The organism is uncultured Brevundimonas sp. (genome assembly GCF_937863155.1).
In the GTDB taxonomy this organism is placed as follows: domain Bacteria; phylum Pseudomonadota; class Alphaproteobacteria; order Caulobacterales; family Caulobacteraceae; genus Brevundimonas.
In genome coordinates, this window is record NZ_CALMFB010000043.1 from 38,871 (window position 1) to 49,029 (window position 10,159).

14 protein-coding genes are annotated in these 10,159 nt (G+C 63.3%); 8 read left to right on the forward strand and 6 right to left on the reverse strand.

Annotated features, from left to right (window positions below):
* Positions 1–2 precede the first annotated feature (2 nt).
* On the reverse strand, positions 3–437 hold the full coding sequence (locus Q0581_RS06625; protein WP_298698779.1) for a hypothetical protein: 435 nt from the start codon (positions 435–437) through the stop codon (positions 3–5).
* Positions 437–709, reverse strand: a complete 273-nt coding sequence (locus Q0581_RS06630) for a hypothetical protein (RefSeq protein ID WP_298698781.1) — start codon at positions 707–709, stop codon at positions 437–439. Before Q0581_RS06630 ends, Q0581_RS06625 begins: the two co-directional genes overlap by 1 nt.
* 130 nt (positions 710–839) lie before the next feature.
* Between Q0581_RS06630 and Q0581_RS14720 the strand changes: the two genes are divergently transcribed.
* The 6 genes from Q0581_RS14720 (at position 840) to Q0581_RS06660 (ending at position 4,421) form a co-directional block, all read left to right on the forward strand.
* Positions 840–1,148: a helix-turn-helix transcriptional regulator gene (locus Q0581_RS14720; RefSeq protein WP_324523891.1), complete on the forward strand. Its 309-nt coding sequence runs from the start codon at positions 840–842 to the stop codon at positions 1,146–1,148.
* A gap of 131 nt (positions 1,149–1,279) precedes the next feature.
* Positions 1,280–1,612: a hypothetical protein gene (locus Q0581_RS06640; RefSeq protein ID WP_298698782.1), complete on the forward strand. Its 333-nt coding sequence runs from the start codon at positions 1,280–1,282 to the stop codon at positions 1,610–1,612.
* Positions 1,612–1,959, forward strand: coding sequence for a helix-turn-helix transcriptional regulator (locus tag Q0581_RS06645; protein ID WP_298698784.1), 348 nt, complete (start codon positions 1,612–1,614; stop codon positions 1,957–1,959). Before Q0581_RS06640 ends, Q0581_RS06645 begins: the two co-directional genes overlap by 1 nt.
* A gap of 3 nt (positions 1,960–1,962) precedes the next feature.
* Positions 1,963–2,976 carry an ImmA/IrrE family metallo-endopeptidase gene (locus Q0581_RS06650; RefSeq protein ID WP_298698785.1) on the forward strand — a complete coding sequence of 338 codons (1,014 nt, stop codon included), beginning with the start codon at positions 1,963–1,965 and terminating at the stop codon, positions 2,974–2,976.
* Position 2,977: 1 nt separating this feature from the next.
* Positions 2,978–3,661 carry a C1 family peptidase gene (locus tag Q0581_RS06655; protein WP_298698786.1) on the forward strand — a complete coding sequence of 228 codons (684 nt, stop codon included), beginning with the start codon at positions 2,978–2,980 and terminating at the stop codon, positions 3,659–3,661.
* The gene (locus Q0581_RS06660) at positions 3,633–4,421 is read left to right on the forward strand and encodes a hypothetical protein (RefSeq protein ID WP_298698787.1); all 789 of its coding nucleotides are present in this window, start codon (positions 3,633–3,635) and stop codon (positions 4,419–4,421) included. The genes Q0581_RS06655 and Q0581_RS06660 overlap by 29 nt, the downstream gene beginning before the upstream one ends.
* On the opposite strand, the gene Q0581_RS06665 is transcribed toward Q0581_RS06660, so the two are convergent.
* Positions 4,407–5,087 carry a uracil-DNA glycosylase gene (locus Q0581_RS06665; protein WP_298698789.1) on the reverse strand — a complete coding sequence of 227 codons (681 nt, stop codon included), beginning with the start codon at positions 5,085–5,087 and terminating at the stop codon, positions 4,407–4,409. The genes Q0581_RS06660 and Q0581_RS06665 overlap by 15 nt on opposite strands.
* Entirely contained in the window at positions 5,084–6,283 is a 1,200-nt protein-coding gene (locus Q0581_RS06670; RefSeq protein ID WP_298698791.1) for a nucleoside triphosphate pyrophosphohydrolase family protein, read from the reverse strand. The genes Q0581_RS06665 and Q0581_RS06670 overlap by 4 nt, the downstream gene beginning before the upstream one ends.
* A 736-nt stretch (positions 6,284–7,019) precedes the next feature.
* On the opposite strand from Q0581_RS06670, the gene Q0581_RS06675 reads away from it, so the two are divergent.
* On the forward strand, positions 7,020–7,688 hold the full coding sequence (locus Q0581_RS06675; protein WP_298698792.1) for a hypothetical protein: 669 nt from the start codon (positions 7,020–7,022) through the stop codon (positions 7,686–7,688).
* A gap of 55 nt (positions 7,689–7,743) precedes the next feature.
* On the opposite strand, the gene Q0581_RS06680 is transcribed toward Q0581_RS06675, so the two are convergent.
* Positions 7,744–9,165: an FRG domain-containing protein gene (locus Q0581_RS06680; protein WP_298698794.1), complete on the reverse strand. Its 1,422-nt coding sequence runs from the start codon at positions 9,163–9,165 to the stop codon at positions 7,744–7,746.
* Positions 9,166–9,339: 174 nt separating this feature from the next.
* Between Q0581_RS06680 and Q0581_RS06685 the strand changes: the two genes are divergently transcribed.
* Entirely contained in the window at positions 9,340–9,525 is a 186-nt protein-coding gene (locus Q0581_RS06685) for a hypothetical protein (protein ID WP_298698796.1), read from the forward strand.
* Positions 9,526–9,561: 36 nt separating this feature from the next.
* Here Q0581_RS06685 and Q0581_RS06690 read toward each other — a convergent pair.
* Positions 9,562–10,159: IS6 family transposase (locus Q0581_RS06690; protein ID WP_298698797.1), on the reverse strand; the 598-nt coding region annotated here is incomplete at its 5' end.

Below are 10,159 nucleotides of genomic sequence, written 5' to 3' on the forward strand. Positions count from 1 at the left end.
GATCAGGGGTAGATCGAGATGGGATCCACAAGCCATGTTCGCTCCGAACGCTCAAGGCCTGCTCTCCCGGTGAAGGGATGCGTGGACCTTTGGGAACCGCCGTCATCCACGATCACATAAGTATAGATCTCAAAGGTACAGCTCCGACCCTTGACCGGTGTGACACGCATCCCAGGATGACCATACGGCGGTAGCGTGGTTCTGACCGTGAAAGTATTCTCCCGGGCGAAGGCGGCTTGCACCGCATGAAAGGCGGCCTCCCCCGTCCGGCACTGGGCGGCAGTCTTTTCTTCCTGCCATAATTCATAGGCGATCCATCCGACCGTGGCGGTGATCGCCAGACCGCCGGCGATCACTCCCAGCACCAAGTCTTGACGATCCGATGCTCGACGCTTCGGCGTGATGTCGATGATCCTTGAGCGGCCGCCGTTTTCCATCAGCCGGGCTCCACCAAGGACTCGTGGCAATATCGGCAGCGATGGGCTCGCTTACGCACCATTTCCGCGCAGGCTGGGCAACGGCCATACCCCTCCCGCGCCATACGCAAATCCAGGGCCTCCACGTCTCTCGGCGTCAACACCGCATGAGGCAGGGCGCCGACGAACATCAGGGAGCCGTAGACCCACCAGACGATGAAGTTGTGCCCTTTGTTGGCCGCCACGGTGGCCGGGATCAAACCCAGCAGCAGGGCGAGCGCGATCCAATCCATCAAGCCCATCATTTGTATCATATGAGTCTCCCTCAGCAGTTGGACTGACACATCGAACAGCGGCGTGGGTCAAGTTGTTTGTGACTCATAATCTGTCGACCGATGAGCGACGCCACGGCCCTCTCGCGTCATGGATATCCGCAAGCGGGTTGGCGAGAACGTGAGGCGGCTCAGGGTCGAGGCCGGCCTGTCTCAGGAGCAATTCGCCTTCGAGGCCGACATGCATCGCACCTATGTCTCGGGCGTGGAGCGCGGCATCCGAAATCCAACCGTGACGGTGCTCGAGCGGATGGCGAAGGCGCTGAAGGTCAAGCCTGAGAGTCTGTTGGCGTATACGCCACCGATTTCGGCTTCGCGCCATGAGCGGACATTGGCCCTCGGCCTGACAACCGAAGTTGGACGACCTACCGGAGTCCCCCCCGCCAAGCACGGCAGATGATCGGAGAGTCGACTGCGCCGCTCGATGGGAGGCCTCAGGCTAATTCGCTGGTGTGTTTCGCTCTTGGCCAATGCGCAGCTTGAATGTCCGATATTCTGACATTACATTGATCGAATGTCGGAGAATCAGCCATGACTCAGGTCGAGGAAAAGCCGGAGATTAAGCCGTTTCCTGTCAAAGAGGTGAGCGCCTGCTTGCTGGCGGAGCTGACCTCACTGGCGGAAAGCGAGCTTGCCCTGCAGGGGGTGAAGCCTCCCGCCGCCCCGGGCGCTCTGCTCACCACCAAAATCCGACTGGATTCCCTGACGGTCGTCGATGTGACCTTGGCGCTGGAGGACATTCTGGGGTTCGAGCCCAAGAATATCGTCAAGACCGGCGGCTACGATTCCATCCAGGCCGCCTTGGACCATATGATGCCCCGGCTTGAGGCGGCCTGGAAGAAAACCTATTCGGCCGGCGCATGATGGACGACGACGAACAGGCCCGGCGCAGTCTGGGAGAACGGCTTCGCGAGGCGCGTGAGTATCTCGGTCTGAAGCAGGAAGAGGTGGCCGCGCATCTCAAGCTACCCCGCACGGCCCTGACCGGGATCGAAAGCGGGCAGCGGCGCGTGGAGGCGATCGAACTCACCCGTCTTGCACGCCTCTATCGACAGTCTGTGGGATATCTCACCGGAATTGAGGGGCCGCCCGATCTGCCACCCGATGTGGCTCATCTGGCACGCCAGGCGGCCGACTTGTCGCAAAGAGACCGGGAGGAACTGGGCCGCTTCACCGAGTTTCTACTGGCGCGCGCCCGGAAGACGGACTGACGGATGGCGCGGACCTATCAGGAGGCCGTCCGGAACGGGGTGGCGGCCGCCGGTCGGCTGCATCGCCAGTTCGATCTCCGCGCCCGGCTGGAAGCCGAGCCCGGCGCCGTGGATGTATTTGACCTGATCGCGGCACTCGACACTCCCCTGATGGTTCGGCCCCTGGACGGGCTGCTGGGCGCCTTCGTCAACGTCCCCATTCCGGGGATCATGATCACCTCTCAACGCTCGCTCAGCATCCAGCGCTTCACCGCCGCGCATGAGCTCGGCCATTCGACCCTCGGGCACCAGCCCAGCTTCGATGACGAGGCCCAGGTCCTGCGACGCGCGCCCGGCCGCGATCTCAGCCCGGGCTTCCAGGAGACAGAGGCCGACGCCTTCGCCGCCGCCTTGCTGATGCCCCGCTGGCTGATCACCGCCCATTGCGCCCGGCAGGGTTGGCGGGCTGCCGATCTCGAACGCCCGCAGGTCGTCTATCAGTTGGCGCTTCGCCTCGGTGTGAGCTTTGAGGCGATGACGCGTACCTTGGAGCGCTACGACCTGCTCGACGCCGCTCGGCGCCAGACCGTCCTGGCGACCAAGCCTCGAGCCTTGAAGGTTGAGCTCCTCGGCGACTTCACCCCACCGTCCTATCACGGCGACGTCTGGCTTCTGACACAGAAGGATCAGGGTGGACGGATCGACGGAAGCCGCGGGGACCTGTTCGTTATCCGTGTCCCGGAACTGGGCTCGGCCGGATATCTCTGGGATTTCGATACTCTTCAGGCCAGCGGCCTGGTCGTCCTTCGCGACACCCGGCTTGCCACCCCACCGGACAGCATTGGCGATCCAATCGAGCGCGAGGTCCTGGCGGGTCCCAACGGCGAGGACGTTGAGGGGGCACTGGATCTGCGCCAGAGCCGCCCCTGGCTCGAGGAACCGCCAATCGCCGCCCTAGTCATGGCCTTCGACCTGTCCGGCCCCGAGGCCTCCGGCCTCTCCCGCGCTGAACGACGCCGCTGGCTGGCGGCGGCCTAGAATGGCGGTCTTGGATATCAAGACGGATCTGCGCCATCGCTTGGGACCGGCCCGCGACCAAGGTCCGCGTCCGACCTGCCTGGCCTTCGCCGCCAGCGATCTCCACGCTGCGGTGCGTCCTGGCTGGACGCCGCTTTCCTGCGAGGCGGCCTTCCACCATGCCCAGATGCGCGCGGGTCGTTCCCCCTCTTCCGGCGCAGGTCTGGGGTTCATGCTGGACGCCCTGCGCGAGGACGGCCAGCCCGCCGAAGAGCATTGGCCCTATGTCCCGACGCCACCGGCAAACGACGCTTGGAGTACGCCGCCGGTGGACGGCGAACGGTTCACCCGCAAGGGACAGGCCCTGCCCTTCGGCTGGGCGGAGATCGTCGACGCTCTCCAGTCCGAGCGGCCGGCGCTGATCCTGCTGAGACTCTCCGCCAGCTTCTACAGACCGGACGCCGCGGGCGTTGTCCACCCAGCGCCCGGCGAGGTCGGAGATCCGGCGCTGGGCCATGCCGTGCTGGCGGTCGGGCACGGCGAGATCGGCGGGGCCCCTGCGATCCTGGTCCGGAATAGCTGGGGCACCGGTTGGGGTGTCGCCGGTCACGCTTGGCTGACGCAGAACTATGTCGAGCCCCGACTCTACGGGTTCGCCCTTCTCGAAGAGGACGATTATGTATCTCCCCATTCCGCCGCAGCCTGATAGCTTCAGCGCCTGGCGCGCCGCGGTCCAGGCGGTCGACGATCGTCCGGGCCACGAGGCCCAGAACGTCATCATCGACGTCGCGGATCCCCTTTCGCGCGCTACTCTCGCCGATCCGGCGGTAGCGCTCGTGGACGACTTCCTCAGACAGTGGGACGCCAAGCCGATCGAGACGGTAGCCAACACCCTGTTCCCCGCCGCCCTGCATCGCCGGCACGGATCACCGGCTTTCTATGCCCGGTTCCGTGACCATATCTTGCCCGCCGCCGCACGCGGCGGAGACCGTTGGTCCGGCTACTATTTCGAGCGGATGATCAATCTGCCGCGTCCTGATGGAGGCGTCGCGTTCAATCAGCTGGCCGACATCGTCGACCGTCTGAAGGATCCCTCGGTCAAGGCCCTCAACAAGTACGAGCTCTCGGTCTTCGACCCTTTGCGCGACGTCGACCGTTCCCCCTATGGCGGTCAGTGTCTGAGCCACGCCAGCTTCAAGCCTGAACGGACAGCAGCGGGTGATCGGCTGCATCTGACCGTGATGTACCGCAATCACTATTATATCGAGAAGCTTCTCGGGAACCTCATCGGCCTGGGGCGGCTGATGGCCTTCGTGGCCCAAGAGGCGAAGCTTCAGGTCGGCACCCTGACCGTTCTGTCGTCGCACGCGATCATCGACCAGCCCCGCAATGACGCCAAGCAAACGGCGTCGCGCGCCGCCATCAACGCCATGCTGGCTGCCTGCGACGCTCTAGTTGAGCATTGAGGGCGGCTCCAGCCCCCCAAAGCTGAGCTGGGCGTCGACGACATCGTAAAGCGCGTGCATGCCCGCCACGAACTCGGCTTGGCCGCCATAGCTGGGGTGCCGCACCGCATCGCATGCGACGCCGAGATCCGCCAGGGCTTGGCTGGCGTCCCGACCGATTGCAACGATCCTAGCCGGCTGCACCATCTCGATTAGGGCTTCCAGCAAGGGCCATGTCGCATCCCGCTCCACACGGGTATGCGGTCGGTTCGACATCGGGTCTTCCGCAAGGTGCGGATGGAAGGGGAAGACGTTCCACAGCATGGTCGGGCGCTGCACCCGCCGCAGAACGCTCCATACGACCGCCGCCGTCCGTTCCGCCACAACCGGTCCCTCGGTGGCCCTGACGAGGGTGATGTCGCCCATCAAGGCCGAAGCCGAGGCGAGATGAACCTCGTCGGTCAGGGGCACTCCGGTCCGGCGGCCGCCCCGATAGCCGAGGTCTCGCCCAATCCACATGGTGGCAGCGTCCACCTCGACGGCCCGCTCCAGAAAAAGGCGCAGGTTTTCCCGGCGCAGCGAGGGGGCGTCTGACCGGTCGCAGACAGCGCACTGGTCGCGCCAGGGATTGAACACATTGGGAAGGGAGGCGCTCTGGAGCGCATCGACAAAGGCGGTGGGTGTCATGATGCGAGGGGCTCTACACGCAGCGACCGAGTCTCGAAATCCAGGATCACCCGGCCGCGGCGGTGCTGACGCAGATATCGGAAGACTTCGTATCCCTGGAGGATCGCCTCCTCCCAAAGCCACAGAGGGAGGCGGTCCGCCTCGTAGCCGGCCACGAACTGCTTGATCTGCTTGAGCAAATCTAAGGGCAGTTTTCCGATCTCCACCCCCTCGAAATAATTCAGCCGCTGCGCTTGGCCGAACACCCAAGTCGAGACGCCCTCCTCGATCAGGATCGCCCGGGCTCCGTCCTCGGCGTCGTCGATCTGCGGCTGGCTCTTGCGCTTCAGCCGCATCAAGGCCCTCGTCACCGGCGACCAGCCGAGCACGGCGACGAAGGCATAGTGGAAGACGTCGTGGAACCGGTAGTCATCCGGCTCTAGAGAATTGTCGGTGAGGCGATCGCCGATGAACAGAGCGTTGCAGCGTTGGAAAACATAGTCCTTGTCTCCGACACGCTTTTCGTAGACCTCGACCTCCAGCCGACGCGGCAGTTGCTCGTCCGGATCCGCATCGGCGTCGAAGGCCTCCGGATACTCCCGCTTCTCCGGCCATCGATCAAAGATTTTGTAGGTGTTCTTGATAGCCGCCACCTCCAAGGTCAGGTGAGCCTCACGCGACGCCCGCAACAGCCGGGTCAGGATCGCCGACAGACGCATAGGCAGAAGACCCTGATCGAGCTCGAGTCGGCCGGCCTGGAAATCCCCGATCAGCAGGCCGACGTCCGAAGCGAGGTCGAGCAACGTCTCTTCGAAGTTGGCGGTTGGCGCGCCCCCCGGCGCGATCGGGTGAGGCTGGAGCGCCTCAAAGGTCAGCGTCGGATCGTCGACGCCTCTCCACTGCGCGTCTCGCCTATAAAGATGGGCGGCGACAGCGCTAAGGGCCACTCCGCCTCGTCGCGCTACCGCCGCGAGATACCAAAGAACGTCGCCCAGCTCCTCGGTCACGGCGTCTGAATGACTGCGGTAGGAGGCAGGATCGCGTTGCTTTTTCTTCAGTTCGCTTAGGAGGCTTCCCACCTCGCCTACTAGACCGAGAAGGGGAAAGGCGAGCGATTGGCCTTCGACACCGCGGTCCGTTCGTGCCGCGGCTGCTGCGTATCCCCCCACCGTCAGCGGTCTATAATCTTCCACTCCCGCCCCCCGCTTCGTTCTCATCCCATCGTTATTCGAACGATTCGGACGAGGCGTCTCCCGCAGACTGCCCGCTTCCAGCAGCGGCGCGGCCTCCGATCGAAACGCTGTGATGGTGGTCGAAAAGACGCCTTAGGCCGCGACAAGCGGACCTCCCTAACAGCCGCTTCGAGTCAGAAGCGGACTTCGGCGCGCGCTGCCGAACGAACGTCGGCTCCTGACCCGAAGGCGAAGTTCGGAATGTCCGTTGTCGAGCAGAATTCGGCTTGGCTCGTTAGCGTCTGGGCCTGACTCATCGCTGATCTTGGAAGGTCTGCTCCGGGACCCTACGCTGGAACCTAATCCAGTGCGTCCGCAGCGTCCGGTTCTGACGCCATAGATCAGGGCAGGTCTTTGACGAAGGAATAGTCCAGACCACGAACGTCTTCGGACGGCGGCGAAAGTCGAAGGTATGAAAATCCGTCGGGCATTGCCCATGCCGGTTCGATCTCGGCCGCCCCCACCGAAGACCTGAACGATTTGAGATGACGAGTACCCTCTGTGGGCGCGCGGCCGCTGCAAGACGCGCGGGAACCGAATTGGAAAAGCCCGTCATCGCTGACGGGCTTCCCTTATTCCATAGACGATGAGGGGAGGCCGAAGCCCGCGAGTCTCAAAGTCGATGGTGTATAGATGGGCAACGGTTGAGAGGGTGTCAACCCGCGTTGGCATTGTATGGCTCATCGACAAACAGCGCGGGGTTTGCGACAGCCAGAAAGCCATGCCGTTCAGCGCCGAAGAGCTTCGCGATCTACCGGATATAATCTCCGCGCCTCGATTTGCGACCTATCTGCAGGCCAAGGGCGGCCATGTCGCCGATGCTCTGGAACTCTACGCCTGGAATGCCGAGGTGTCGGCGGCCTTCATGGTGCCTCTCCATCTGGCCGAAGTCGCCATCCGCAACGCCGCAGCGGAAGCCATCCAGGCGGTCCACGGCGCGAACTGGCCTTGGGTCAACGGCTTCATTCGGGGCCTGCCTCGGGCGCACGGCCGCAGCTACGACGCTGGGACCAATCTGCAGGCCGTGGCCCAAGTCCAGCCCACGGTCGGGAAGGTCGTCTCAGAGCTCAACTTCGTCTTCTGGGAAAAGGTCTTCACCACAAGCCAGGACTTCAAAATCTGGGACCAACAGCTCTGGGCCGTACTGCCGGGATGCCCCGGTATCGCGGGCGGCATGACCGTCGCCCAGGCAAGGGCCCAGGTTCATGCGGACCTCCATCATGTCCGCAAGCTTCGCAACCGGATCGCGCACCATGAACCGATCTTCGTGCGGCGGTTGGCCGACGATCTCGCCGTGGTCCGCCGGCTTATCGCATGGCGCAGGCCCGAGGCGGCCAACTGGATGGACAAGGTTGAACGCGTCAGCGGTCTGCTCGCAATCCAGCCCTGAGCCGGGTCGATCATCGGCCGCCTACACGGCCACGGAAGAAGTGAGCCTTCGGGACTTAGCTGCCCAGCATCCCAAAGTCGCCATCGTCCAGTTCCATCCACTGTAGTGTTTGCGGGTCTGATACGGGGTTGACGCCCTTTAGGTGAAAGACTCGGTCACGAACCAAGAAGGGGTCTGTGTCCGCCAGCACGTGCTCAAAATGCTCCGCGACAACCAGATGGTGAGCATGGTGAAGCGCATTTCCACATTTGCATTCTTCCGGGTGATCGACCCTCGACCAGCAGCCGTCCGCGCCGACAGAGAAATATGTTCCGCGGTTGATGCCGAAGCCTGCAGGACGAGCGCCGGGATGTTCGACCTCAAGCTCAGTCAGAAGGATAGCGCCATCCTGCTGGGCTTCGAGGTAGATTCCTTTGCCATAGGCAGATCCCTGCCGACCGTAGGGATGGCGGATGAGGCCGTCGATCTCGACGGCGATCGAACGTTTCTCCCTGACTAAGGCCGTCAGCAGCGGGAAGCTCATCGAGCCTGCTGACGTACCGTGAAACAGGATCTCGTGGGTCAGATAGAAGGTCGTGTCGCCGAAGCGCATCCCTGGTTTGACGCTGTCCGCCAGCCAGAACCGCCGATAGAGGGCGGCGGATGGCGGCAGTCTTCGAAGCGTCTGAACCTCATACTCCGGCAGGGGGAGCCCCCGCTGGAAAAAGTCGATGTCGATCGGATCGTCGATCTCGATCTCGATCTCGATCTTGGTCCAAGGGATCGACAACAACGACGCCATGACGGGATCGACAGCAGGGCCTGGGAAGAGGCGGTCTGTCGTCAGCCGCGCCTCGTCGGCATAGGCAGCGAAAACGACGTTTGGCGCGCGGATAATCGCGATGACACAATCGTCCGGCAGGTTTCCAGCGAGGGGCCCCACCATGAACGCCGACTGCGCGGAGCAGCGGTGCCGTCCTTGTTCGGTCGCGATCTCAACCAAATCGACGGCGTTGATGTTGCCTGCCCGAAGCGCCTTGCGGCTGATCGCGTAGATGCACCCGTGACCGTCGGCTGGCGTGTAGCTCGCGCGCAAGCGACGGACGAATGCCGGATCTTCCCAGCAATCCTCGATCAGTTCTCCGCACGGCTCGGTCTTGTACGCCTGTCCCGCGAACCAAGCCGCAACCGCGGGATCAGCGGTCGCGTCGAGAAAAAAGGATCTCCACCCGTAGTGCTGAAGGATCGCCTGATCCACCGCCATATCGGTTTGGCCATCGAAGCTTTTTACGTAGGTCGCGAGGATCGTCCGTGAGTAGTGCCACCATTTCAGCATCCGGTCGGGCTGGCAGCCTTGGCGATCAATACTGCTACGGAGATCGGGGCCGCCATCCGCTCGGAAATACTCACGCGTCTGGCCGCGCAGAAGAACGCCAGGCGGAAGATCGGCCAGAGCGGCCTTTAGCGCATCCAAGTCTCCGCACTCTATGGTCTTCACGATTGCTCCCACGCAGGTCCAGGATCGGACAGGGGCCAGTCGCGCCGGATCCCTCCTTCAAGGCTAGAAGAAACGCCGTGTCTAATCTGAAAAAGCAATGGTCTCGCTGGACGGGCCGATACACGGTAAACTCGCAATCGGTGGAACGATTCCGCCAGCGGTCTGGTCCTATGCATGAGCCTTGCTGAACTCGAACCACCGGCGAAATCCGCCGCGCCGGGCCAATACCTCGGCTTCTCGCTTCAGCAGCTGCGCGCCTGCCACCACCTGTTTTCCGCGCCGGACGGGGATAGCGTCTCCCTAGAGCATCTTGACGATGTCGCCCGTCACCGAGCGGACGGCACGGTGCTGTCAGGTTAAGTAGCCCGAGCTCAGAAACCCCCTACCCCGCTCGGCTCATGCCGTAGCCGCCGCCCAAGCGGCATCCGCCTCCGCGCGGAAGCGGCGAAGCGTGGATCGGCTGATCAGATGCCGCTGGAGATTGAAGGTGTTGTAGATCGCGGCGTGGGTGGTGAGGAATTTCTGGGCGGAGGCTTGGGATTTGAAGCCCTGCTGCTGTCGCTCTCGTCGTCGGATCGGCAGGTGGGAATTCTCGATCCGATTGTTCTCGCGGAGCCGACCTGGTCGATGAAGGTGTTTCAACCCCAACTCCCGCATCGCCGATCCGTACGAAGCCAAGCCATCTGTGGTGATCCGTTCTGGCTCAACCGGCTGATTTCGCAGGAGGCGACCGAGCAACTTCAGCGCCGCCTCGTTGTCCCGCCGACGCTGCACGACCAGGTCGAGAACCTCGCCCTCGTCGTCGACGGCTCGCCACAGATACATCCGCCGACCGCCGATCCAGCAGACCATCTCGTCCAGATGCCATTGCGGCGACGGCGCCGGTCGCCGCTTCTTCAGCCGTCGGGCGACCAACGGGCCGAACTTGATTGTCCAGCAGGGTGTTGTCAGCCCAAACTGATTGCGGGCTAAGGGAGGCGGCCGTAGCGTCTCC

What these genes read in the sequence shown, in the direction of transcription:
- Q0581_RS06625 (WP_298698779.1), bottom strand. Translation starts at nt 437, where the DNA reads ATGGAAAACGGCGGCCGCTCAAGGATCATCGACATCACGCCGAAGCGT.
- Q0581_RS06630 (WP_298698781.1), bottom strand. Translation starts at nt 709, where the DNA reads ATGGATTGGATCGCGCTCGCCCTGCTGCTGGGTTTGATCCCGGCCACC.
- Q0581_RS14720 (WP_324523891.1), top strand. Translation starts at nt 840, where the DNA reads ATGGATATCCGCAAGCGGGTTGGCGAGAACGTGAGGCGGCTCAGGGTC.
- Q0581_RS06640 (WP_298698782.1), top strand. Translation starts at nt 1,280, where the DNA reads ATGACTCAGGTCGAGGAAAAGCCGGAGATTAAGCCGTTTCCTGTCAAA.
- Q0581_RS06645 (WP_298698784.1), top strand. Translation starts at nt 1,612, where the DNA reads ATGGACGACGACGAACAGGCCCGGCGCAGTCTGGGAGAACGGCTTCGC.
- Q0581_RS06650 (WP_298698785.1), top strand. Translation starts at nt 1,963, where the DNA reads ATGGCGCGGACCTATCAGGAGGCCGTCCGGAACGGGGTGGCGGCCGCC.
- Q0581_RS06655 (WP_298698786.1), top strand. Translation starts at nt 2,978, where the DNA reads ATGGCGGTCTTGGATATCAAGACGGATCTGCGCCATCGCTTGGGACCG.
- Q0581_RS06660 (WP_298698787.1), top strand. Translation starts at nt 3,633, where the DNA reads ATGTATCTCCCCATTCCGCCGCAGCCTGATAGCTTCAGCGCCTGGCGC.
- Q0581_RS06665 (WP_298698789.1), bottom strand. Translation starts at nt 5,087, where the DNA reads ATGACACCCACCGCCTTTGTCGATGCGCTCCAGAGCGCCTCCCTTCCC.
- Q0581_RS06670 (WP_298698791.1), bottom strand. Translation starts at nt 6,283, where the DNA reads ATGAGAACGAAGCGGGGGGCGGGAGTGGAAGATTATAGACCGCTGACG.
- Q0581_RS06675 (WP_298698792.1), top strand. Translation starts at nt 7,020, where the DNA reads ATGCCGTTCAGCGCCGAAGAGCTTCGCGATCTACCGGATATAATCTCC.
- Q0581_RS06685 (WP_298698796.1), top strand. Translation starts at nt 9,340, where the DNA reads ATGAGCCTTGCTGAACTCGAACCACCGGCGAAATCCGCCGCGCCGGGC.